Below are 22,350 nucleotides of genomic sequence, written 5' to 3'. Positions count from 1 at the left end.
TGTGCCTGGCGTTCAGGCCCGCTCGGCGTATTCCATGGTCTCGGTATTAACGACGATCTCTTCGTCGGACCCCACGAAGGGTGGCACCATGACCTTGATGCCGTTGTCCAGAACTGCCGGCTTGAAGCTGTTGGCCGCGGTCTGACCCTTGACCACAGGCTCGGTCTCGACCACGCGGCAAACCACCTTTTGTGGCAGAGCGGCGCTCAGCGCCTCGTTTTCGTAATATTCGACCTGCACCGTCATCCCGTCCTGCAGGAAAGGGCGGCGCTCGCCCAGAATTTCGGCGGGCAGCTCGATTTGCTCGAAGGTCTCGCTGTCCATGAATACCAGCTGACCGTCGGTTTCATAAAGAAACTGCTGATCCTTCTGCTCCAGGCGGACGCGCTCGACCTTGTCGGCGCTGCGGAACCGCTCATTCAATTTGGAGCCGTTGCGCAGGTTGCGCATTTCAACCTGAGCAAAGGCGCCACCCTTGCCGGGCTTCACATGATCGACCTTCACGGCAGTCCACAGACCTCCGTTATGTTCCAGGATATTTCCGGGTCTGATCTCGTTTCCATTGATCTTGGGCATTCTGGCAAAACCGTGACAAAAGGTTGATGAAGGATTGAGCCCCCCTATATCTGGGGAGACCATGACTGGCAAGATGACGATAGCCCGTGCAAAAGAAAGGCCTTGATATGCGCCTGACGCATAGATGCTATGCATGTACGCTCTATCCGAATCGATCAAACTTCGCCATAACCGGCTGCACGCCGAAAAGACAAGAGCAATAACATCAAGGACGAACCATGACGGATTTCGTTGACGGCACGGCCTTCAATGCCGAACAGGGCAACCGTGCCCGTAAACTATTTGCAGCCGTAGTTCTGGCCGCGCTGGATGACGCCATCGCGGACGACAAGAAATACGGCAACGGCCCCGAGCAGATCGCCCGTTGGGCGCGGTCGCGCGACGGTCGCGAGGTGCTGTCTTGCGCCGGTATCGACCCCAATGAGCGCGTCGTCGACGGTCTCATGGATTTCGTATCCAAGGGCGTGCGCACCTCGGTCGCATTGTCGCGCGAAGAAAGCGAACGGCGCAATGCCGCCGCACAGGCCGAAGCCGCCTGAACACAACCTGACGTCGCTGCAAAAGACCCTGCCGGATACGGCGGGGTTTTTTCTTTGCGCAGCGCCGCGCCACGCCTACGCCTGCCACCTTCCCCCGCCTCGGTCCAGCCTGTATCACCGCGCTTGAACGGCAGGAGGGCAGAACATGGCGAAGGCGATCATGATCCAGGGCGCAGGGTCGAACGTGGGCAAGTCCATGCTGGTCGCAGGTCTCGCGCGCGCATTCGCGAATCGGGGCCTGTCGGTGGCTCCGTTCAAGCCACAGAACATGTCGAACAACGCCGCCGTGACGCCCGAGGGCGGCGAGATAGGCCGCGCACAGGCGCTTCAGGCGATGGCCGCACGCCGCCAGCCCCATACCGACATGAACCCGGTTCTGCTCAAGCCAGAAAGCGATACCGGCGCGCAGATCATCCTTCAGGGGCGCCGCTTCGCCACATTGCGCGCGCAGGGCTACGCCGACAAGAAACCGCAGCTCCTGACCCCCGCGCTCGAAAGTTTCCACCGTCTTTGCGCAAATGCCGATCTGGTGCTGATCGAAGGCGCAGGAAGTCCCGCGGAAATCAACCTTCGCGAAGGCGACATTGCCAATATGGGTTTCGCCGAGGCTGCCAACCTGCCCGTCATCCTGATCGGTGACATCGACCGCGGCGGAGTCATCGCGCAGATCGTCGGCACGCAGGCGGTGTTGTCCGCGGCCGATGCCGCGCGGATCAAGGCCTTCGCCATCAACAAGTTTCGCGGCGATCCCAGCCTGTTTGACGCGGGCATGACCGCCATCGAACAGCGCACCGGCTGGCCATCGCTCGGGGTTTTACCATGGTTCAACGATGCTTGGCGCCTCCCGGCCGAGGACGTGCTCGACCTTCGCTCATCCCAAGGCGGCGGGTTCAAGATCGCCGTGCCGCGTCTCGGGCGGATCGCCAATTTCGACGATCTCGACCCGCTTTCGTCAGAGCCGGGAATCAGCCTTGTCTTCATCGAGCCCGGTCAGCCATTGCCTGGCGATGCCGATCTGGTCCTTCTGCCGGGCAGTAAATCGACCATTGCCGATCTGGCACATTTCCGCGCTCAGGGATGGGATATCGACCTCCGGGCGCATATCCGGCGCGGCGGGCATGTGCTGGGCCTCTGTGGCGGCTACCAGATGCTGGGTCGTGAACTTGCCGACCCCGACGGGATCGAAGGCGCACCCGGCGTGGTGGCGGGGCTTGGGCATCTGGACGTCACCACCGTGATGAAACCGGAAAAACGCCTGTCCATGACCAGCGCCACCTATACCGCCACCGGCGACCCGGTTGCGGGCTACGAGATCCACCTGGGCGAGACGACCGGACCCGATTGCGCGCGCGCGTGGCTGCATCTCGATGACCGCCCCGAAGGCGCCGCATCGGCATCGGGGCGGGTGCGCGGCACCTATCTGCACGGGCTTTTCGCGTCGGACGGGTTTCGCGCGGCGTTTCTGCAGGAACTCGGCGTGAAATCGGGGCTGAAATACGATTCAAGCGTCGAGGATGCACTGCAATCGCTCGCTGACCACGTCGAAACGCATCTCGATCTTGACAGGATACTGGAACTGGCCGCGACCCCGCGCGCCTAGTCGAATTCCTGGCTGGTCAGCGCGCGATGAATTTCGCGGCGCACCAGTTTGCGCACATTCCGCGTGATGCGCTCGCCCAAGGCGCCCTGAAGCTCTTGGCGCACGATCTCGCTGACCATGTCGCGCAGCGCAGCCTCGTCCAAAATCCCCTCATCCGCATCGTCCGACCAGAAATCCGCATCGTCATCCTCGGCTTCCTCGGCCATGTCAGACGCGGACGCGGCGACGGTCTCTTCCGCGTCCTGAACGGCCTCATCGCCATTCTCGGGCGCGGCAGGTGCCGGAGCGTCCGCGCACTCATCGTCAGGTTCGTCATCGAAGTGCGGTTCCCGCAGCTCGGGTTCGGGGGCATAATCTTCCCAGGCCATCGGAGTGACGTCCGAGCCGGAATAGGGCTCGTCAGTCTCGCCATCGGGCTCCCACTCGTCGTCGCGCGCCGCCACGGCGGCTTCGACGCCGGCGATACGGTCTTCCAGCGCCGCGATGTCTGCATCCTCATGCGTTTCGTCGTCCGCATCGTCATCCGCGCTCTCATTGCGGACGGATAAGTCATCGTCGCCGGCGGCAACGAAATCGATATCATCGGCGGCATCTTCTGTCGGCCTGTCGACGGCGTCGGCTAGCGGGTCATCCCCAGCAGTGCCTTCGGTGGCCACATCGTCTTCCGGAGCGTCCTGCGATCCGGCATCAACGGCTTGGGTCGTGTCGGCTGTCTCATCTTCCGATTCGCCCGCCTCATCGGCCTCATGTTCCCGCACGGCATGGCGGAACTCGAACCGGTCATGCGCGACAGCAGCGTCATCCGCCGCAGGAAGCGGCGGCGCCTCAGCCGGGGACTCATCGACCTCGTCCACGCGCAATGCGGGTGTCAGAACAAGTTTGCTGGCGCTTTCAAAGCCGGACCCGACGACGTCGCTCGGCTTCTCGCGGTCACCGCTCGAAACCAGACGCCGGATGGAGGACAAGACATCCTCGATTTCCGCATTGCTGACGGGATCAGACATATTCCTGCACCACTCTTGCCTCACCCAAGTTTATCCGCGAGGGCGTGTTCACACAACTGGTTAGGTCGTGTTTTACTCTTTCCCGAGCGCGCGCAGCACCCGATCAAGCTGTTGCCCCTGGGGGCTGATATCGACCGGAGCCGTCTTCACCAGGTTGTAATAGGCTGCCGGATCGTAGGTCTGAACCGCGAGGTTCAGATCCTTCGCGGTCAATTGCCCCATCGCCGCCAGGATCGCATAAGCCGCAACATATACGTCGATTTCCGCCGAGATGAGGTTGGTGCGTGCATCCAGCAGGTCCTGTTCGGCATCCAGCACATCCAGTGTCGTGCGTGCACCCAGCTGCGCCTCTTCGCGCACACCCCGGAATGCCACTGTCGCGGCACGCACGGCTTCCTGGCTGGCCTCACGGCTGGCGCGGGCGGCACGCAGATCGGCATAGGCATTCCCGACATCCTGCTGCACCTGAAGGCGCGCAAGATGCAGCGCGCCGCGCGTCGCATCGCGCCGCGCGATGGCCTGACGTCTGAGCGCGGTCAACTGGCCGCCCTGATAGATCGGGCCGCTGATCTCTACGCCCACGCTGCCCGAGCGCACGTAGTCGCTGCCGCCCCATTCTTCCTCGACGCCAGCGCGCGCATTCAGTCCGATCCGCGGGCGCGTCGCCGCCGCAGCAGCATCCGCCGTCAGATCCGCCGCGGCCACATCGTGTTGAGCGCTGTGAATGTCGGGATGGGCGCGCACGGCCACGGCTTTCGCCGCGTTCACATCGCCCGAAAGATTCGGCAAGGAGCCCGGAGCCTGCAGGTTCCCCGGTTCGCGGCCCACGGCGCTCACGAATTCCTCGATCGCCCGTGTCAGGTTGCCCTGCGCCGATGCCAATCCGCTTTGCGCAAGCGCAAGCGCCGCCTCGGCTTGTGATACATCCGTGCGGGTCACCTCACCCACTTCGAACCGGTCACGCGCCGCCTGCAATTCCTGCCGCAGCAGGCGCAGGTTGTTCTGGCGCAGCGACACGAACTGGCTGTTGCGTCGAACGTTCATGAACGCCGCGACCGCCCGCAGAAGCACCTGCTGCTCTATGCTGCGCAGGCTCTCGCGGGTGGAGAGAACGGTTTCCTTGGCCGCCTCCACCTGAAGCCGCGTGCGGCCGAAATCATACAGCAGCAACTGCGCTGTCAGTCCAAAGCTCGCGTCGGTCGAATCGATCGACACGGAGCCGTTGCCCTGTGTGCGGTTTCGCCCGAACCCGCGGGTCACATCCGCCGACCACCCGATGATCGGGCGCAATTGCGATACCGTCACAGCGACATCCTCGTCAGCCGCGCGCAGCAAGGCGCGATTCTGTTCGAGCAGGCCGCTGTTGCGATATGCGCTGACCAGCGTATCCGCCAATGTCTCGGACCAGGCCGTGATGGGGGTCGAGACCGCCAAGGCCAGTGCCAGAACCGGGGCGAGAACTTTCTTTGTCGTCAGGCGTGTCAATGGACGCTCCCTCTTGGCCCGGCGGCAGCGCCGCTCACAGGGCAAATGCTGCGTGACGCTCGAAACCGGGCAGCACAGGAGCGCCCGCGTTGAAGGCAAAGCGCCATGAAATCTCCCCGTCGATCCGGTAGCCGATGCGCACCGCGCCCAAGGCCCCTTCCATGAAGAGACAGGCGATGCGACCGCCTTCCTTGACCTGATCGCACAGCGTCTGGGGCAGGTGTTCGACTGCGCCCTCGACGACGATCACGTCATAAGGCCCGTGTTCGGGGGCGCCCTGCGTCAGCGGCCCTTCCTGAAGGATGACGTTATCCGCTCCATTCTCCGACAGGAGACCCGGTGCCTCACCTGCCATTTCGGCGTTTTCTTCCACCGCGACGACGGCCTCGGCGACACGCGCCATCACCGCCGACGAATAGCCAAGCGCGCAGCCCACATCCAGCACCAGCTCATCGGCCTGGATGTCCAGCGCGTCAAGCATCTTGCCCAGAATGCGCGGATCGAGAATCACCCGGCCACCGCCCAGGTCGATATTCTCGCCCATGTAGGCGGCCTCGCGCAGTTCCACAGGCACGAACGCCTCGCGCGGAACCGACATCATCGCGTCGATAATCGGGAATTTCGTTACATCGGAGGGGCGGATTTGCGTATCCACCATCACGGCGCGCCGCGCGGCATAATCTGTCATCGGCCGAACTCTTGTCTTCCATGAACCTGCTTCATATCTTCACATATAGATCAGCGGGGAACAACGCAAATGCGCGCACAATAGCTGCGCGCCGGGCCTTGCGCAGAGAGCAATGATCGGATAACCGATCTCAACCACTTGAGCGGCGAGTTGGCGGAGTGGTGACGCAGCGGATTGCAAATCCGTGTACACCGGTTCGATTCCGGTACTCGCCTCCACTCTCCCCAAGAACATCAGGCAGATCTTCAACTGCGTATCGGGTGCCCTGAAGGGATCGATCCGCGGCACGCGAGATGATCGGCTGTCAGCGTTCAGACATACTCGACACCATCGGATCGCTTTCGGCTCACGCCATGACCGGCCGGGTGCGTTCACGGGGCGGCAACCATTGGCTTGCAACACCGCGTTCCACTTACTCTGCCGCATCCTGTGCCTGTTCATCCATGGCGGCCAACTCGCCCAACGTCACGGGCTTCAGGGGTGGGCGGATACGGAAATGACCTGTCTCGTCAGCGGTCCGCCCGTTGGCCTCGGCGAGAAGCGCTGTGACCGTCAGGCCGCAGAAACGCCCCTGACAAGCCCCCATCCCAGCCCGTCCGAACGCCTTGGCCTGGTTCGGTCCAAGGCAGCCCATACCGGCATAGCGGCGGATTGCCCCGGCCGTGACCTCCTCGCAGCGGCAGACAATCGTGCTGTCTGCGGGCGCAAGCGCCTCGCGAAAGGGCGGATAGGCCGCATCGAGGAAAGCGCGCGGCGCGCATTCGTGCGTCAGCGCGGCACGCAGGGGAGCCGCACGTTCCATACAGTCCGGACCGCTGATGTGGCCAAGCGTCTCGGCGATCTTCAGCGCGGCAAGACCGCCGGCATGTTCTGCCGCCCTTGCCCCTCGGATGCCGGCGCCATCTCCGGCGATAAAAACGCCCTCGACATCGCTCTGTCCCCATTCATCCAGCACCGGGGCAAAGCAGTTCTGCGCGTCATCCCATGCATGAGTGATCCCGAGAGACCGCGCGGCCTGCGTGTTCGGCACAACGCCGTGATGTAGGAAGACCGTATCGCAAGCGATCCGTCGGGTGCGCCCCGCACTGGTGAACGCGACGGCCTCGGGACAGGAGTCGCCTTCGATCCTGATATCCTGCGCCCCGATAAAGCGCGGCACACGGGCGCGGGCAATCTCGCCCAGCATCCTCATGCCCTTCAGCAGATAGGGCCACCCTCGAAGCGCGCCGCCAAGGTGACGCATCGCGCGCATGATGTCGCCCCGGCCTTGGGTTTCGATCATGGCGGCGGGCGGCGTTCCCGCGCGGATCATCTGTATTGCAATGAGGTAAAGCAGCGGCCCCGAACCCACCAGCACGGCGTTGCGCGCCAGAACGCCAGACTGCTTGAGCAGGATCTGCCCGGCACCCGCCGTCATCACCCCGGGCAGGGTCCAACCTGGCAGCGGCATCGGCCGCTCCAATGCACCCGTCGCCAGAAGAACATGCGAGGCAGACAGCTGCGCTGCCTCCCCGTCGATGCTGTAGGAAACGCGGAAACCTTCTTCGATCGCCCAGACCACGGCACCGGGCAAGTGATCGATCGCTCTGCTGCGCAAACCTGCCGTCAGGGTCGCCCCGTGCGCGTAATCCTTGCCCAGGATATCGCCGCGCAGTTCAGCGGCGCGGTCCACGTCGCGATAGATCTGCCCGCCGGCACGGGGCTGCTCGTCAAGAATGCTGACGCTCAGGCCCAGATCAGCCGCCGTCGCCGCTGCGGCCATGCCCGCGGGCCCGGCACCGATGATGACAAGATCACGCCGGATCATCATGCACCTCTGCCGATTCTGGCCTGCTGATCTCCAACCCATCGGACACCTCGATCATACAAGCCTGCCTCACCACGCCGTCGATCTCCACAAGGCAGTCGAAACAGGCGCCCATCATGCAGAATGCCGCACGCGGCGCGCCTGTGGTCTTGGTATGCCGAAACACCTGGACACCCGCCGCCAGAAGGGCGGCGGCAAGGTTCGCGCCTTCGGGCAAGCGCAGCGGCACATCTTCAAACATGACATCGACACGCGGGCCCGCGTCGGTCTCAAGAAACGGCGAAGCGGTCTTCACTGAACACCTCCAGATCCGGGGCCACATCGCTGCCTTCCAGCCAATCAGGCATCAGACGGGCATGCGCGGCGGCCAGCGTGATGCCGCTATGACAGGTCACGAGAAATGCCCCCGGCATCGTGGCGCTTTCCTGATAGATCGGCAGCCCGTCCGGCGACAGCACCCTCAGCGCCCCCCAGCTTCGCAAGAGCTGCGCCTTGGCCAGCGCGGGATAGGCGGCGACCGCCCTTGCGGCCAGTCCCGAAAGACCCGGCTGCGTGACGCGATCGTCAAGCCCGACCTCTTCGTTGGTGGCACCGATCTGGATGCCACCCTCGTCGACCTGGCGGGCGATGAGCGAGGGCCGGTTGATCAGCTTCGGCAGCTTCTCGGTAATCAGCACCTGTCCGCGCTGCGCGCGCACCGGCGCCCTGAATCCCATTCGCGGACCAAGCTCTGCCGCGCCAAGCCCCGCCGACAGGACGACCTTGCCCGCACCGACCATCGTCCCGTCCGCACAGGCAACGCGAAACCCGTCGGTTTTCGTCACCCCTGTCACGGTCTTGCCGGTCAATACGCGCCCGCCCATCCGACGGACATCGGCCGCGAGGGCCATCAGCAGCCTGAGAGGGTTCGCATGGCCATCCTGATAGTGCAGGATCGCGCCCACGACTTTTGGCCCAATATGAGGTTCCTCCTTTCGCAGGGCGTTATGGCCCAGCACCTCGTAGGGGTAATCGCCACCCAGCTTGGCCTTGAGCGTCTCGTACTGGGCCGCCTTGGCTTCCAGGGTTTCCTCCGAGAAATGCAGATCATAGCCGCCCCTTTGCTCCAACGGCACGTTCTGGCCGGTATTGAAGCCCAGTTCCGCGGCGAACTCTGCCCAGATCGCGGCGGATTGCTGCGACCAGCGGGCATAGCGAGGCTGGTTCATGCCCTTGGACTGGACCCAGACCAGCCCGAAGTTCCCGCGGCTGGCGCGGAATGACCCGTCATCGCCGTCGAGAACCGTCACCGTCCGCCCGCGCCTCAAGAGGCCCCAAGCCAGCGACAGGCCGACAACCCCGCCTCCGATGATGGCATAATCGGTTTCCATATCCGTGCCCTGACAAGAAAAGAAACGGGCGGGGCGGCAAGAACCGCCCTGCCCCATGCTGGTTCAGTTGGATGCGGCGGCAACCTTGTCAAGAATCGCCTGCCCCCAGTCGGCGCCGACATCCTCAAGGACAGCAGGCCATACATCAGCACGGGTCTTCGCGGCCATGGCAGCGAGCTGCTCGTCGCTCAATTCAACGACCGTGGCACCCAGTTCGTCAACCAGACGCTGCTCATTGCGGCCCTGATCGGTTTCGGCCACGTCCCAACGGGTCGCCTCGAAGGCGGCCGCCTGTTCCTTCAGCGCGTCCTGATCCTCGGCCGACAGACCGGCGAGGCTCTCGTTCGAGATGATCATGTACCAGACCTCAAAATGGGTATTGGCCGGAATGTAGGTCTTGGTCACGTCCCGGAACGAGGCGTAATACCCCTCGGCACCTGACCCGATGACACCATCGACCACGCCGGTCTGGACGGCCGTGAAGGCTTCGGAAAACGGGATCGGCGAAGGAATGTAGCCAAGCGCCTCGCCGGTCAACTGAAAGGACTTGATGCCCGGCACGCGCACCTTGATGCCATTCGGCTCGACCGAACCTGCGCCGGGATGTTCGACATTGAGCGAAATCCCTCCGAAATAGACGGGGTAGGCGGCCAGCATTGTGATGTCCTGTTCGGCGTAGAGCTCTGCCATGACATCGCGCACGACACCGCCGGGGCCATAGACCGCGCGGGCCTGGTCCCAGTTTCCGGCCAGATAGGGGAAGGAACTGATCTGCATGCGCCGGTCGGCGGCGGTCGCCGCAGGCTGGGTCGCCATGTCGATGGCGCCAACGCTGACGCGCTCCTGCACGGTGGTGTAATCGCCAAGCGCCGAGGCCGGGAAGATATTGATCTTCACGTCACCGCCCGTGGCCTCATCGACGGCTGCGGAGAACGCGCGCAGTTCCACGTCGATGGTCGCATCTTGCGGGCGCACATGGCTCATCTTCAGGTCCTGTGCCTGCGCGATGCTACCAAGCGCCATGAGGGCCGCGGTGGCGGTTGTCAGGAATGCATGTTTCATTTTGGTTTTCTCCTTGTTGGACTTCATTGCTTCGGATGGGTCAGGGCGCCACGTCATAGCCGAAGAAGCGCGGCAGAAAGAGCGATAGATCCGGCCAGAACGAGGTCAGGAAGACCACCGGCACATACCCGAACAGGATCAGCTTCATCGCGGGCGGTATGACCTTGGTGACCTTCACCTTGCCGATCCGTGCTCCGAGATAGAGGATCGATGCGTAGGGCGGCGTCACCCCACCCATCGCGGTATTGACCCCCATGATCGCGGCGAATTGCACAGGGCTCACACCGATGGCGTTCATCAGGGGTAACAGCAGCGGCGCGATAAGGATGATCGCAGTCACGTCATTGACCACCATGCCCACCAGGAACAGCAGGATATTGATCATGATCAGCAGCAGAAGCTTGTTCTCGGTGATCGCGAAGATGCCTTGGACCAGTTGCTGCGGGATACTCTCGTAGACGAACATCTGGCTGAGGATCATCGAGAACAGGATCATCATCATGATCGCGCCGACGGCGGTCGCGGCCTCCCTGCCAGCGGAAAGGAAGTTGGACAGCTTCAGACCCTTGTATATCAGAAATCCGACCGGCACCGCATAGATCACGGCCACCGCCGCGGCCTCTGTCGGCGTCATCACTCCGCCATAGATACCGCCAAGGATGATCACCGGCATCAGCAGCGCCGGAAAGGCATGGAATCCGCGCCGGGCGACCTCGCCTGAAAGTTTCGAGAACGTTGGCTTCTCGTCCAGCACAAGATCGAACTTGCGCGACATCACCATGTTGATGACCGAGAACGCGAACATGATCATCAGGCCCGGACCAAGCGTGGCCAGGAAACACGCGAGGATCGAAGTATCGGTGACCCAGCCGTAGACGATCATCGTCACAGATGGTGGGATCAGCAGACCCAGGATCGACGAGTTGGCGATCAGCGCAGTGGCGTATTCGCGCGGATAGCCGCGCTTTTCCATTTCGGGAATCAGGAGCGGGCCGATGGCGGCAATCCCGGTCAGGCCTGAGCCCGAAATCGCTCCGATCACGGCGCATGACACGGCCGCAACCACACCAAGACCACCGCGGATATGACCGATAAAGGCGTTCACGAAACGCAGCAGCGACGCGGCGATCCCGCTTTCGGACATGATCGTCCCGGCCAGCACAAACAGCGGAATCGCCAACAGCACCGGATTGCCAAGCTGTTGGAAACCCCAAAGCATCATGCCTTTCATGGTCACGTCGCCGACGAAATACATCACCATCAGCGCAGCGCCGAAACAGTAGGGCAGCGGAACACCCAGCGTCAGTGTGATGACCAGAAGGGCGATGGCGAGAAGCGCGATCTCGATCATGTCGCATCCCCCCCGCGCAGGTCGCGTATATGGCTCCAAAGATGCCAAGCGGTGTAGATCATCATCAGTCCAAGGCCCGCCAGAAGCGCGATATCTGAATAGAATGTCGGGATGTAGAGCGTCGGGCTTTCACGCCAGACGCGCCAGGCATAGCGAGTGTAGTCCCATGCCCAGGACAGCAGCCACAGCCCGACGGTAAGGCTGATGATCTCGCCAATGATCGCGAGTATCCTGTGCCCACGCTCGGTCTTGATGAATATCTCCAGCACATTCGCGCGGATATGCGTGTTCTCGCGGGATGCGTTGACCGATCCGAGAATATACAGCCAAAGGGTCGGATACAGCATCGTTTCCTCAAGCCCCATCACGGGCACTTGCAAAACGTAGCGCGTAACAACCTGCACGAACTGACCCAGGGCCACGATGCAGATCAGGGCTGTCAGCAGGTATTTGGCGAATGTGTCCATCTATCCCCCTCGCCCAGTCGTTTTCCGAGATGAGCTGAGAAATATATCACTGGACAGAAGCCATAAAATCAATTTCATAATATCTTTAAAGTCATTAGTTTGATTGATACCCATGCACTTGTCTCTCCGGCAACTCTCCACCTTTCGCGAAGTCATGCGCTCAGGCTCCATCAGTCAGGCTGCGCGCTCTGTCGGCCGGACACAGCCAGCGGTGTCGACGATGATTCAATCGCTTGAGGGCCAGCTCGGCTTTGCGCTTTTCGTGCGCGAACAGGGTAAGCTGACACCGACGCCCGAGGCGCATTTCTTTCTTGAGGAATGCGAAGAGATTCTCGGCCGGGTGGAACGGGCCGAGCGCACACTCGAACGGATCGGCACGCTGCAATCGGGCAAGTTGCAGGTGGCCTGCCACCCGGCGGCCTCCAGCGTGCTTCTGCCCAAGCTGATGACGCAGTTTCTCGAAGGGCGGGACGATCTCGACGTGTCGCTGATCATGCGCTCCTCGGACATCATCGAAGACCTGGTCGCGTCCCAGCAATTCGATATCGGATTTTCCGAGACACCCCGCCCGCGTGCCTCGATCCGGCAGACCGATTACGATCTCGAATGCGTCTGCATCCTGCCCGCCGATGACCCGTTGGCCCGATCCGCCACGATCACCCCCGCCGATCTCGACGGGCGCCCCATGGCCGTCCTGTTCGACGAGCACCGGACCGCCGTCCAGACCGAAGCCGCCTTCAGCGCAGCCGGCTGCCGGTTCAAGAAGCGTCTTGAGCTGCGCACCTTCCTGCCCGGTCTGCAATTCGTCGCGGCGGGTGTCTGCGTGATGGTCTGCGACATGATCACCGCCTACAGTCACCTGCTAGAGGCTCCCGAAGGCGCCCGCCTGGCGATCCGGCGCTTCAGGCCGCGCATCTCGAACAGTGTCTCGATCCTGACGCCCGGCTACGCCACGCAATCGATGGCCGGGCGCGCCTTCATCCGCGAGCTGGAAACCGCGGTGGAACGGATGCAGGTCGAGGTCGAAAAGGTGCTCACGGACAACTGACGCCGCGCTAGAGCGCCAGCAGCAGCGGAACGAAGGCGATCAGCAGGTAGACCACGATCAGCACCAGCAGATAAGGCAGCACAGCGCGGGCGATCTTTTCAATGGGAACATTGGCCGTGGTCGAGGCCACAAAGAGGTTGATCGCCACCGGCGGCGTCACCATGCCAATGGCCAGCCCAACCACGATGATGATCCCGAAATGCACCGTATCGATCCCCAACTGCGCCGCCAGCGGCAACAGCATCGGGGTCAGGATGATCAGCGCGCTCGCGGTTTCGAGGAACACGCCGGTGATCAGGATGAGCGCCATTATCAGGATCAGCAGCACATAGATATTGCCCGACAGCGACAGCGCGAAGGATGCGATCGCGCCCGGCACCTGCCAGCTTGCCAGCGCCCAGCTCAGAACCGACGAGGCCGCGATCACGAACATGATGACCGCCGTGGTCACCCCGGCGCGCAGCACGATCCGGTAAAGCCCGCTCAGCGTCAGGTCGCGATAGATGAAGAACGATACGAAGACGGCATAGTTGACCGCCACCACCGCCGCTTCGCTGGGGGTGAAAATGCCCGAAAAGATTCCGCCAAGGATGATCAGCGGCGCCATCAGGCCCCAGCTGGCCGAAACCAGCGTCCGCATGATGGTGGCCGGGGACAATGCCGTGCCGCGCGGGTAGGCCCGCCTGTGGCCCTGGACAAGCGCGACCGCGATCAGCCCCACACCCATCGCAATCCCCGGAATGAACCCGCTCAGGAACAGCTCTTTCACCGATTCCTGCGCGATCACCGCGTAGATGATGATGGGCACCGAGGGCGGAATGACCACACCGATCGTGCCGGATGCGGCGATCAGAGAGGCCGCCGAGGCCGCATCATACCCCTTGCGCTTCAACTCGGGGACAAGGCTTGCCCCCACTGCCGCCGTGGTCGCCGCCCCCGAGCCCGAAATCGCGGCAAAGAACATGCCCGCCAGCACCGACACCACCGAAAGACCGCCCTTTATGAAACCGAACATGCTGTCGGCAAAGGCCACCAGCCGCTTTGATATCTCGCCCTGCGCCATGATATCACCGGCCAGAACGAACATCGGCACCGCCACCAGCGCAAAGCTGTTGATCCCAGAGAACATCTGCTGCGGCACCACCATCAGCGGCACGCCCCCGAGGTTGAGCGCGCTCATCGCCGCTGCCCCGATGACGACGGCAATGGGCAGACCCATGAGCAGAAACAGGACGAAAAGACCTGCCAGAACCAGGCTCATTCCAGCCCCTCCGGCACCGCGGCGAGGCCGCGCGGTTCCTGACCTGCCAGCAGGCGCAGAAGATCGATCACCGACAAGCCCGCCATGATCGCTGCACAGACCGGCATCACCGCATAGACAATCCCCATCGACATGCGCAGCGATGGCGATTTCTGGAAACTCTGCATCCCCATGTAGCGCCAGCCGATCACCGCAAGCGTCACGAGGAACGCGATCGCCACCAGCATCCCCACGCCCGACACGATCCGGCGCAGGCGCTCCGGCAGGCTGTCACGCAACAGCGTGACAGCGATATGCCGGCCCTGTTGATAGGCCAGAGTGGCGCCCAGAAAGGTGATCCAGATCAGCAGGAAGCGGGCGACTTCCTCGGTCCAGCTGACCGAGGTGAACGCCACCCGCGACACGATCTGCAACGTGATCACCCCGGTCAGCGCGACCATGCCCACGAAAACCACGGGGCCCAGTATCGCGCCGACCATCCGGTCGATCCACTCCAGCGCCTTCAGCATCTTACTTCAGCGCCGACTGGATGCGCGTCAGGTAATCGCCGAACTTCGCGCCATATTTTTCATAGACCGGCGCAACCGCCTCGGAGAACGCCGAAAGGTCGGCATCGTCCACGATCTCCATCCCCGAATCGCGCAGCGCCTGAAGCTGCTCGCTCTGTTGCTCAGCATTGAGAGCGCGTTCGTACTCGGCTGCGTCCTGCGCGGCCTGAACGACGATCTCCTGCGCCTCGGGCGACAGCTTCTGCCAGACCGGCATGCCCATCACGAAGATTGCCGGCGCATAGCTGTGGCGCGTCATCGTCATGTTGGTCTGGGTCTCGTTCAGCTTGAAGGAATAGACCACGCCGACCGGGTTCTCCTGCCCGTCGATGGTGCCCTGCTGCATCGCGGTCAGCGCCTCGGTCCAAGCCATCGGGATGGCGTCGGCGCCCAGCTCGCGGAACGTGTCGATATAAACGGGGTTCTCCATCACGCGGATCTTCAGGCCATCGATATCCTCGGGGCTGCGCACCGGGCGTTCGGAATTGGTCAGGTTGCGGAAACCACGCTCGGCATAGGCCAGACCCTTGAGGTTCACTTCCGACAGACGGTCCAGCAATTCCTGACCGATCGGCCCGTCCAGCACCTCATAGGCCTTCTCGGCCGAGGGGAACAGGAAAGGCAGTTCAAACACCGCCATATCCTCAAGGAAGTTCGAGACCGGACCATTGGTGATCACGCCCATATCGACCGTGCCGATCTGCATGCCTTCCAGCAACGTGCGCTCATCGCCCAATGTCGCGTTGGGGAAAATCTCGACGCTGATCGCACCGTCCGAGCGTTCGCCGACCAGTTCCTTGAACTTGGTTGCGGCAGCGTGAAAGCCGTCCTGCTCGTTGACCACATGCGCAAGCCGCAGGTTCACGGGCTCGATCTCGGCCGCCAGCGGCAAGGCGCTGACCGCCAGACCAAAGCCCGCCACAACAGCGGAACGGACAATCGTTTTCACATTGTTCATCGTGTTTCCTCCTGAAACCAATTGCGAACGGCGCGACATGCGCCTGGGGTGCTGCGGCCCGGGATCAGAGATTTCGGCCAAGCCCGGATCAGCGCTTCTTCCATGCTGAAACCCCATGCAAAACGCAGCTTTCTTGCGCTTAAACGTGAAATACGAAGGGGATTCAAGGGACTCTTGATGGTCTCTCGAACGCGCTCGGGTATCGGCTCCGGCGGCATGGTCACGGCGCGTTCAGAGTGACTGCGTCGCTGCGACCGCGCGCTTCCAGGCGTCATATTTTCGCGTGCGCTCGCCTTCGTCCATCGCCGGGGTGAACTGGCGCTCCAGCGCCCATGTTCCAGCGAATGCCGCCGCATCCGGGTAAAGCCCTGATTGCATCCCCGCGAGCCACGCCGCGCCCAGCGCCGTGGTTTCCAGAACCTCGGGGCGATCCACCGGTGCGTCGATGATGTCCGAAAGAAACTGCATCGTCCAATCCGATGCGCTCATGCCGCCATCGACGCGCAGGACGGCGTCGCCCTGCCCGGCCCAATCGCTTCGCATCGCGTCCAACAGGTCGCGAGTCTGGAACCCGACGCTTTCCAGCGCGGCGCGGGCGAATTCCTCGGGGCGCGAGTTACGCGTCAGACCGAATATCGCGCCTCTGCACTCGGCGTTCCAGTAGGGTGCGCCAAGCCCGGTAAAGGCCGGCACCAGCACGACGTTCTGGCCGGGATCGGCCTGTTGTGCCAGCGGCTGCGTTTCCCTGGCGTCGCGGATGATCTTCAGCCCGTCGCGCAGCCATTGCACCACCGCCCCCGCGATGAAGATCGAGCCTTCAAGTGCATAGGTCGGCTTGCCGTCCAGCTGATAGGCGATGGTCGTCAGCAGGCGGTTCTTTGATGTCACCGGTGTATCCCCGGTATTGAGCAGCGCGAAACAGCCTGTGCCGTAAGTTGATTTCATCATTCCGGGTTGGAAACAGGCCTGCCCCAGCGTCGCCGCCTGCTGATCCCCTGCAACCCCGCGAATGGGAATCTCGCGCCCGAACAGATCGTCGCGCACCATGCCGAAATGCCCCGCGCTGTCACGCACCTCCGGCAGCATGGCCATAGGGATATCCAGCATCTCGCAGATTGTGCCGCTCCAGCGACCATTGCGAATGTCGTAAAGCAGAGTGCGCGCGGCATTGGTCGCGTCTGTCGCATGCACCTTGCCGCCGGTCAGCTTCCAGATCAGGAAACTGTCGACCGTCCCGAACAGCAGCTCGCCCTTTTCGGCGCGGGCACGGGCGCCCTCCACATTGTCGAGGATCCATTTCAGCTTGGTTCCCGAAAAATACGGGTCCAGCAACAGCCCGGTGCGTTCGCTCACCGCCGCTTCATGCCCAGCATCGCGCAAGCTGCGGCACAGCGCGGCGGTGCGCCGGTCCTGCCAGACGATGGCGTTGTAAACCGGCGCGCCGGTGTTCCGGTCCCAGACCAGCGTGGTCTCGCGTTGATTGGTGATGCCGATGGCAGCGATATCCGCCACCGTCAGCCCCGCGCGCTCGATCACAGCGCGACAGGTGCCCGCGGTGGTCGACCAAAGGTCGTTGGGGTCATGCTCGACCCAGCCCGATTCGGGATAGATCTGGCGAAACTCTTCCTGCGCGGTGGCCTTCAGCCGCATCTGATCGTCAAAGAGAATGGCGCGGCTCGACGTGGTGCCCTGGTCGATGGCAAGGATGTGGCTCATGTCTCTCCTCCGGTGGCGGCGGGCTCATTATGGCGCGACGCGCGTCGCTCGGCCATCCATGCGTCCAGCGCGGCGATTTCGCCCGCTTTCATCCGCAGCCCCAGCTTGCTGCGCCGCCAGAGCACGTCCTCGGCGCTGCGCGCATATTCCCGGCGCATCAGCCAGTCCACCTCGCGTTCACTGAGGGTCGCGCCGAAATCCCTCCCCAGATCGCCCGCAGCACCCGCATCGCCCAGCATCGCCTGCGCCTCGGTGCCATAGGCCCTGATCAACCGTCCGGCCCAGGCTTCGTCAAGAAACGGATAGGCCGCGCAGAGATCCGCGGTCAGGCGCGCGACGGCATCAACCGCGAAATCGCCCCCCGGCAGCGCCACCCCCGCGGTCCAGTCGCCTTGCAGCCCCTCGAAGAACGGCGCCAGCTTGCCCATCGCCGACTCGGCGAGCTTGCGGTAGGTCGTGATCTTGCCGCCGAAGACATTGAGCAACGGCGCGCCGTCGTCCCTCTGCTCCAGCTTCAGCACGTAATCGCGCGTCGCCGCCGTCGCCGATGCCGCGCCGTCGTCATAAAGCGGCCGCACACCCGAGTAGCTCCAGACGATGTCCTCCCGCGTCACCGGATGCGCGAAATACTCCGACGCGAAACGGCACAGGTAGTCCGCCTCTTGCGGCGTGCAGACCGGCGGGGTCTCGGGGTCCTCGTGTTCGGCATCGGTGGTGCCGATCAACGTGAAATCTCGCTCATAGGGGATCGCAAAGATGATCCGCCCGTCGCTTCCCTGAAAGAAATAGCTGCGGTCGTGATCGAATAGCCGCCGTGTCACGATATGGCTGCCCCGCACCAGCCGCACACCCTGCCCCGCACTGGCATCTCGCCCAAGCGCCGCCTCGATCACCTCGCCCACCCATGGGCCAGCCGCATTGATCAGCGCGCGCGCCCGTGTCGTGGTGCGCGCGCTGGTCTCGCCATCTTCAAGCGTGATCGCCCAGACCCCGCCCTCGCGACGCGCCGACACCACCTTGACGCGTGTGCGGATGACCGCCCCCCGCGCCTCTGCATCGCGCGCATTCAGCACCACGAGGCGGCTGTCTTCGATCCAGCAATCCGAATACTCGAAGGCGCGCTTGAACTTGCCCTTCAGCGCAACGCCCGCGCGATCCGCCGTCAGGTCCACCGCTCGCGTTCCCGGCAGGATCTTCCGCCCGCCCAGATGATCATAGATGAACAGCCCCAGCCGGATCATCCAGGCCGGCCGCCGTCCCTTCATCCAGGGCATCACCCGATTGAGCAGCTTCGACGCCGGCGTCTCGCCCTCGAACCGCATCCCCTCATGCAACGGCAGAACGAAGCGCATCGGCCAGCTGATATGGGGCATCGCCCGCAGCAGCGTTTCGCGTTCGATCAGCGCCTCTCGCACCAGCCGGAATTCAAAATATTCAAGATAACGCAGCCCGCCGTGAAACAGCTTGGTCGAGGCCGATGATGTCGCCGAGGCCAGGTCGTTCATCTCGGCGAGTTCCACGCTCAGACCCCGCCCCGCGGCATCCCGCGCGATGCCGCAGCCATTGATCCCGCCGCCGATCACGAAAAGATCGACCGGATCCTTGCCTCGCGCGTCTTCCACCTGCTGCCCTTTCGTTCCCATGCCGACCAGCACACGCAAGCATGGCCCCGCAGACAGAGTCAATCCGTGGCATTCGTTTTCTTTCGTTTTTGCCGATTCTGCATTCTATTTTCGCCACATAATGGCTAATTTGCCCGATTCAGGCTTGCTAATCATCATAAAACGAACATACTCGAACAAATCATCAAGATACCCGAGCACCCCTTGCCCCAAAGCATCCGACAGCCCGACATTCTCGAAATCGCCCGCAGTGCGGGCAAGGTCACCGTCGACGGGCTGGCCGCTCATTTCGGCGTGACAGTCCAGACCATTCGCCGCGACCTCAGCGAGCTTTCGGATGCCGGCCTGCTCGAGCGTGTCCATGGCGGCGCGGTCCTCCCCTCCGGCGTCAGCAACATCCTCTACGAGGAACGCCGCCGCCTTCATGGCAGCGCCAAACAGGCCATCGCCCGCGCCTGTGCCGCGACGATCCCCGACAATGCTTCGCTGTTCCTCGATATCGGCACCACCGCCGAGGCCGTGGCCCACGCCCTGCTGGGGCATGAAAACCTGATGGTGGTCACCAACAACATGAATGTCGCGCAGATCCTGCAGGCCAATGAAACCTGCGAGATCGTGGTCGCGGGCGGCACGCTGCGGCGTTCGGATCGCGGGCTGGTGGGCGCATTGACCGCCCGTACCATCGGCAATTTCAAGTTCGACCATGCGATCCTTGGCTGTTCGGCGCTCGATCCGGATGGCGACATGCTCGATTTCGACATGCAGGAGGTGATCGTCGGCCAGACCCTGCTCAGCCGCTCGCGTGAATGCATCCTCGTAGCCGATCATTCCAAGTTCGCGCGCAGCGCTCCGATGCGGATCGGCTCCCTGCGCGATATCGACCAGTTCTTCACTGACAGCCCCCTGACCGCGCCGCTGGCGGAACGCTGCCGTGAATGGGGTACCCGTGTCTGCGTGGCCCATCCCTGAGCCGCGCGCCTAAGCGCCGTAGACCGTGCTCCAGCGCTCGATCAGCGCCTGCTGCAAACCCTTGGCGCGAGCGTTCCAGCTCGCGGCACCCGGCGGACGGCCAGCCGCCCGAAGGTCCGCCTGCCGGCGGCGGGTGTGGTTCGCTGCCAGAATCGCGAAGGCCAGCTCTGTGCCGTCCGGCGCGGTCATATAGCCCGCCAGCGAACTCACGAAATAAAGCGTGCCGGTCTTCGCCACCACCTTGACCGGGTGTCGTTTGTTGATCGAGCCACTAGCGTCCCGCAGCGGAATGTCCTTCAGGATCGCGCGCAGCTGCCCGTCGCGATGCGCCTTGACCATCGCCCGTGCAAGCGCCCCGGCGCTCAGCCGCGATTTCTCGCCCAGCCCCGAATGATCGACCAGCGACGCCCCCTCCATGCCCAGCTCGGTGCGCGCCCAGCGGCTCATTTCCCGCGCCGACGCCGACAGCGACTGCGCCCGCCCCACGCGTTTCGCGCTGGCGGTCATCCCGACCAGCTCGGCGGTCATGTTGTTGGAATATTTAAGCATGTCGCGCAGCACTTCGCGCAACGGAGCGCTTTGGTGCACGACCAGCGCATCGCCCCGCGGGGGTTCGCGCAGCGCGGCGCCCCTTTCAAGGACGATCCCGTGCGAGCGCGCCAGCGTCGCGAACACCTCGGCCGCATAGGCCTCGGGCTTGCGCACCGGCAGCCAGCGCGACCCGCCATTGCCCAGCGCCGTATTCGCCACCGTCCATGAATCGTGGTCGCCGCCGTCGCGATAGGTATAAACCGGGCCCTCGCGCTTTGACACCGCCATACGCGCGATCGTGACCGCCGGGCGATAAGCGCGCGCCCGCGCATCCATCGTCACCTGATAGCCACTGCCGCCGCGCTTCCACTCGAAATGCACCCGGTTGAAATTCAGGTTTATTCCCGAAATCGACGGGTTGTAACCGACATGCTCGGGCTGGGTCGGGTCGATCGTCCGCTCAAAGGGCAGCGCCCCGCCCCAGACGTGAAACCGCCCCTCGACAGCGCGCACGCCCTTGCGCTTGAGATCGGCTGCCATCTCCGCCAGCGCATCGGTATCCAGCGTCGGATCACCGCCGCCCGCCAGGATCAGATCGCCCTTGATGACCCCGTTCTGGACCGGGCCGGTCGCGACCAGCCGCGTGCTGAAACGATAGTCTCCACCAAGCATGTCCAACGCATAAAGCGCCGTCACCGATTTCGTGACGCTCGCCGGGGGCAACCCGTCATGTGCGCCGCGCGTCTCCAGCATCAACCCGGTTTTCACATCCATCACCGCAAAGGTGACATCGCCGCCCAGGTTCGCCGCCTCGATCAACGTCTCCGCGCCCGGTGCGACCCGCGCCGCCTTGCTGCCCGGGCGTGCTTGCGGGCGCAGCGACACCGCAGGCGCGGCGGCCCAGGCGCCCGAACCGGCCAGCTGCGTCAGTGCGCCGATGGCGCCCAGCGCGCTTCCCAGGAAAAGTCGTCTCGATACCGATCTGCTCATAGGGCGAAAATAAGCCGAGCAGGGCCCCCGAGACAATCGGATTCACGGATAAGTTTCGGCCTGGCCGTCTCTCGAATGCGGCCATTCGCCCTGTCGCCTGAGCCGCGTCGATGACAGCGCGATCATCGGCACGTTCACAAAGCACCAGGCAGGCGCGCGGCTCTGCCCGAGGAAGCGACTGTCGCGCGTGGGCAGGCGGGCGAAGCCATATACCTTCGCGGCCTTCGACATGCGCGCCGAAATCCGCTGTCCCGGCCGGGCCAGCACCCCCACCGGCACGCGGTTCATGATGTCGTGCCAATCCTGCCATTGATCGAACTGCACAAGGTTGTCCGCGCCCATCAGCCAGACGAACCGGACACCGGGCCGGGCATCCTGCAGCAATCGCAGGGTCTGGGCGGTGTAACGCGTGCCAAGCTGTGCCTCGACATCGGTGACCGCGATACGGGGATGATCGACGATCTCGCGGCAGGCCTCCATCCGCCGCTCCAGCGGAGCAGGTCCCTGCGCCTTGAGCGGATTGCCCGGACTGACCAGCCACCACACCCGATCAAGTCCAAAACGCCGCAGCGCCTCGCGGCTGATATGCACATGCCCCGCATGGGGCGGATCAAAGGATCCCCCCAACAGCCCGACAACCTGGCCGGGGCGTATATGTGGCAGCGCGATTTTCATCATGCTTCCATCACCTTGGCACCAAGCCACTGTCAAGCGCCAAGCCGCGATTGACAGCAGCAAATAGTTTACCATAGTAAACC

At 63.4% G+C, this 22,350-nt stretch carries 21 protein-coding genes and 1 tRNA gene; 5 read left to right on the top strand and 17 right to left on the bottom strand.

Annotated elements, in window-relative coordinates; all coding sequences use genetic code 11:
• Window positions 1-12 precede the first annotated feature (12 nt).
• Window positions 13-576, bottom strand: coding sequence for an elongation factor P (efp, locus tag ROH8110_RS00905; protein ID WP_085815914.1), 564 nt, complete (start codon window positions 574-576; stop codon window positions 13-15).
• A 218-nt stretch (window positions 577-794) separates the two neighbouring features.
• Here efp and ROH8110_RS00900 point away from each other — a divergent pair, with 218 nt between their 5' ends.
• Both ROH8110_RS00900 and ROH8110_RS00895 read left to right on the top strand, forming a co-directional pair.
• Window positions 795-1,115: a DUF6280 family protein gene (locus ROH8110_RS00900; RefSeq protein ID WP_085815913.1), complete on the top strand. Its 321-nt coding sequence runs from the start codon at window positions 795-797 to the stop codon at window positions 1,113-1,115.
• Between the two features lie 145 nt (window positions 1,116-1,260).
• Complete coding sequence (locus ROH8110_RS00895; RefSeq protein WP_085815912.1) at window positions 1,261-2,715, top strand: cobyric acid synthase; 1,455 nt, start codon at window positions 1,261-1,263, stop codon at window positions 2,713-2,715.
• On the opposite strand, the gene ROH8110_RS00890 is transcribed toward ROH8110_RS00895, so the two are convergent.
• From ROH8110_RS00890 to ROH8110_RS00880, 3 genes are all read right to left on the bottom strand, one after another.
• A complete protein-coding gene (locus ROH8110_RS00890) occupies window positions 2,712-3,719 on the bottom strand; it encodes a prolipoprotein diacylglyceryl transferase (protein WP_085815911.1) in 1,008 nt (335 codons plus the stop codon). The two genes, ROH8110_RS00895 and ROH8110_RS00890, sit on opposite strands and share 4 nt — an antisense overlap.
• 72 nt (window positions 3,720-3,791) lie before the next feature.
• A complete protein-coding gene (locus tag ROH8110_RS00885; protein WP_085816917.1) occupies window positions 3,792-5,195 on the bottom strand; it encodes a TolC family outer membrane protein in 1,404 nt (467 codons plus the stop codon).
• 43 nt (window positions 5,196-5,238) lie between these two features.
• The gene (locus ROH8110_RS00880) at window positions 5,239-5,892 is read right to left on the bottom strand and encodes a protein-L-isoaspartate O-methyltransferase family protein (protein ID WP_085815910.1); all 654 of its coding nucleotides are present in this window, start codon (window positions 5,890-5,892) and stop codon (window positions 5,239-5,241) included.
• Between the two features lie 144 nt (window positions 5,893-6,036).
• Here ROH8110_RS00880 and ROH8110_RS00875 point away from each other — a divergent pair.
• Window positions 6,037-6,110 (top strand) — tRNA-Cys (locus ROH8110_RS00875).
• A gap of 194 nt (window positions 6,111-6,304) precedes the next feature.
• Here the strand turns inward: ROH8110_RS00875 and ROH8110_RS00870 are convergent.
• The 6 genes from ROH8110_RS00870 to ROH8110_RS00845 form a co-directional block, all read right to left on the bottom strand.
• Window positions 6,305-7,699 carry an FAD/NAD(P)-dependent oxidoreductase gene (locus ROH8110_RS00870; RefSeq protein WP_085816916.1) on the bottom strand — a complete coding sequence of 465 codons (1,395 nt, stop codon included), beginning with the start codon at window positions 7,697-7,699 and terminating at the stop codon, window positions 6,305-6,307.
• On the bottom strand, window positions 7,686-7,994 hold the full coding sequence (locus ROH8110_RS00865) for a (2Fe-2S)-binding protein (RefSeq protein WP_211330751.1): 309 nt from the start codon (window positions 7,992-7,994) through the stop codon (window positions 7,686-7,688). Before ROH8110_RS00865 ends, ROH8110_RS00870 begins: the two co-directional genes overlap by 14 nt.
• Window positions 7,969-9,069, bottom strand: coding sequence for an NAD(P)/FAD-dependent oxidoreductase (locus ROH8110_RS00860; protein WP_085815908.1), 1,101 nt, complete (start codon window positions 9,067-9,069; stop codon window positions 7,969-7,971). Before ROH8110_RS00860 ends, ROH8110_RS00865 begins: the two co-directional genes overlap by 26 nt.
• A 63-nt stretch (window positions 9,070-9,132) precedes the next feature.
• The gene (dctP, locus tag ROH8110_RS00855; protein ID WP_085816915.1) at window positions 9,133-10,131 is read right to left on the bottom strand and encodes a TRAP transporter substrate-binding protein DctP; all 999 of its coding nucleotides are present in this window, start codon (window positions 10,129-10,131) and stop codon (window positions 9,133-9,135) included.
• Between the two features lie 40 nt (window positions 10,132-10,171).
• Complete coding sequence (locus tag ROH8110_RS00850; protein ID WP_085815907.1) at window positions 10,172-11,482, bottom strand: TRAP transporter large permease; 1,311 nt, start codon at window positions 11,480-11,482, stop codon at window positions 10,172-10,174.
• On the bottom strand, window positions 11,479-11,949 hold the full coding sequence (locus ROH8110_RS00845; RefSeq protein ID WP_085815906.1) for a TRAP transporter small permease: 471 nt from the start codon (window positions 11,947-11,949) through the stop codon (window positions 11,479-11,481). Before ROH8110_RS00845 ends, ROH8110_RS00850 begins: the two co-directional genes overlap by 4 nt.
• A 112-nt stretch (window positions 11,950-12,061) precedes the next feature.
• On the opposite strand from ROH8110_RS00845, the gene ROH8110_RS00840 reads away from it, so the two are divergent.
• The gene (locus tag ROH8110_RS00840) at window positions 12,062-12,997 is read left to right on the top strand and encodes a LysR family transcriptional regulator (protein ID WP_085815905.1); all 936 of its coding nucleotides are present in this window, start codon (window positions 12,062-12,064) and stop codon (window positions 12,995-12,997) included.
• A 7-nt stretch (window positions 12,998-13,004) separates the two neighbouring features.
• Here the strand turns inward: ROH8110_RS00840 and ROH8110_RS00835 are convergent, their stop codons facing one another.
• From ROH8110_RS00835 to glpD, 5 genes are all read right to left on the bottom strand, one after another.
• Window positions 13,005-14,258, bottom strand: a complete 1,254-nt coding sequence (locus tag ROH8110_RS00835; RefSeq protein ID WP_085815904.1) for a TRAP transporter large permease — start codon at window positions 14,256-14,258, stop codon at window positions 13,005-13,007.
• Window positions 14,255-14,767 (bottom strand): TRAP transporter small permease, encoded by a 513-nt coding sequence (locus ROH8110_RS00830; protein ID WP_085815903.1) that lies wholly within the window; start codon window positions 14,765-14,767, stop codon window positions 14,255-14,257. The genes ROH8110_RS00835 and ROH8110_RS00830 overlap by 4 nt, the downstream gene beginning before the upstream one ends.
• A gap of 1 nt (window position 14,768) precedes the next feature.
• Window positions 14,769-15,764: a TRAP transporter substrate-binding protein gene (locus ROH8110_RS00825; protein WP_245962782.1), complete on the bottom strand. Its 996-nt coding sequence runs from the start codon at window positions 15,762-15,764 to the stop codon at window positions 14,769-14,771.
• Between the two features lie 231 nt (window positions 15,765-15,995).
• The gene (gene glpK / locus ROH8110_RS00820) at window positions 15,996-17,480 is read right to left on the bottom strand and encodes a glycerol kinase GlpK (RefSeq protein ID WP_085815902.1); all 1,485 of its coding nucleotides are present in this window, start codon (window positions 17,478-17,480) and stop codon (window positions 15,996-15,998) included.
• A complete protein-coding gene (glpD, locus tag ROH8110_RS00815) occupies window positions 17,477-19,123 on the bottom strand; it encodes a glycerol-3-phosphate dehydrogenase (RefSeq protein WP_085816913.1) in 1,647 nt (548 codons plus the stop codon). Before glpD ends, glpK begins: the two co-directional genes overlap by 4 nt.
• A 183-nt stretch (window positions 19,124-19,306) precedes the next feature.
• On the opposite strand from glpD, the gene ROH8110_RS00810 reads away from it, so the two are divergent.
• Window positions 19,307-20,071: a DeoR/GlpR family DNA-binding transcription regulator gene (locus tag ROH8110_RS00810; RefSeq protein WP_085815901.1), complete on the top strand. Its 765-nt coding sequence runs from the start codon at window positions 19,307-19,309 to the stop codon at window positions 20,069-20,071.
• A 9-nt stretch (window positions 20,072-20,080) separates the two neighbouring features.
• On the opposite strand, the gene dacB is transcribed toward ROH8110_RS00810, so the two are convergent.
• Together dacB and ROH8110_RS00800 are read right to left on the bottom strand one after the other, a co-directional pair.
• The gene (gene dacB, locus ROH8110_RS00805) at window positions 20,081-21,592 is read right to left on the bottom strand and encodes a D-alanyl-D-alanine carboxypeptidase/D-alanyl-D-alanine endopeptidase (protein ID WP_085815900.1); all 1,512 of its coding nucleotides are present in this window, start codon (window positions 21,590-21,592) and stop codon (window positions 20,081-20,083) included.
• 42 nt (window positions 21,593-21,634) lie between these two features.
• Window positions 21,635-22,267, bottom strand: coding sequence for a nicotinate-nucleotide adenylyltransferase (locus tag ROH8110_RS00800; protein ID WP_085816912.1), 633 nt, complete (start codon window positions 22,265-22,267; stop codon window positions 21,635-21,637).
• Window positions 22,268-22,350: the final 83 nt, after the last annotated feature.

The sequence above is a fragment of the Roseovarius halotolerans genome (assembly GCF_900172255.1).
Classification (GTDB): Bacteria; Pseudomonadota; Alphaproteobacteria; order Rhodobacterales; family Rhodobacteraceae; genus Roseovarius; species Roseovarius halotolerans.
Note: the sequence above shows the minus strand (reverse complement) of the source record. Positions and strands in the feature narration are given on the sequence as shown.

Coding starts and splice junctions, on each gene's coding strand:
- glpK (WP_085815902.1), bottom strand. CDS start 17,480: ATGAGCCACATCCTTGCCATCGACCAGGGCACCACGTCGAGCCGCGCC.
- ROH8110_RS00880 (WP_085815910.1), bottom strand. CDS start 5,892: ATGACAGATTATGCCGCGCGGCGCGCCGTGATGGTGGATACGCAAATC.
- ROH8110_RS00895 (WP_085815912.1), top strand. CDS start 1,261: ATGGCGAAGGCGATCATGATCCAGGGCGCAGGGTCGAACGTGGGCAAG.
- glpD (WP_085816913.1), bottom strand. CDS start 19,123: ATGGGAACGAAAGGGCAGCAGGTGGAAGACGCGCGAGGCAAGGATCCG.
- ROH8110_RS00835 (WP_085815904.1), bottom strand. CDS start 14,258: ATGAGCCTGGTTCTGGCAGGTCTTTTCGTCCTGTTTCTGCTCATGGGT.
- ROH8110_RS00860 (WP_085815908.1), bottom strand. CDS start 9,069: ATGGAAACCGATTATGCCATCATCGGAGGCGGGGTTGTCGGCCTGTCG.
- ROH8110_RS00900 (WP_085815913.1), top strand. CDS start 795: ATGACGGATTTCGTTGACGGCACGGCCTTCAATGCCGAACAGGGCAAC.
- efp (WP_085815914.1), bottom strand. CDS start 576: ATGCCCAAGATCAATGGAAACGAGATCAGACCCGGAAATATCCTGGAA.
- ROH8110_RS00830 (WP_085815903.1), bottom strand. CDS start 14,767: ATGCTGAAGGCGCTGGAGTGGATCGACCGGATGGTCGGCGCGATACTG.
- ROH8110_RS00825 (WP_245962782.1), bottom strand. CDS start 15,764: ATGAACAATGTGAAAACGATTGTCCGTTCCGCTGTTGTGGCGGGCTTT.
- ROH8110_RS00800 (WP_085816912.1), bottom strand. CDS start 22,267: ATGAAAATCGCGCTGCCACATATACGCCCCGGCCAGGTTGTCGGGCTG.
- ROH8110_RS00840 (WP_085815905.1), top strand. CDS start 12,062: ATGCACTTGTCTCTCCGGCAACTCTCCACCTTTCGCGAAGTCATGCGC.
- ROH8110_RS00870 (WP_085816916.1), bottom strand. CDS start 7,699: ATGATCCGGCGTGATCTTGTCATCATCGGTGCCGGGCCCGCGGGCATG.
- ROH8110_RS00890 (WP_085815911.1), bottom strand. CDS start 3,719: ATGTCTGATCCCGTCAGCAATGCGGAAATCGAGGATGTCTTGTCCTCC.
- dacB (WP_085815900.1), bottom strand. CDS start 21,592: ATGAGCAGATCGGTATCGAGACGACTTTTCCTGGGAAGCGCGCTGGGC.
- dctP (WP_085816915.1), bottom strand. CDS start 10,131: ATGAAACATGCATTCCTGACAACCGCCACCGCGGCCCTCATGGCGCTT.
- ROH8110_RS00845 (WP_085815906.1), bottom strand. CDS start 11,949: ATGGACACATTCGCCAAATACCTGCTGACAGCCCTGATCTGCATCGTG.
- ROH8110_RS00850 (WP_085815907.1), bottom strand. CDS start 11,482: ATGATCGAGATCGCGCTTCTCGCCATCGCCCTTCTGGTCATCACACTG.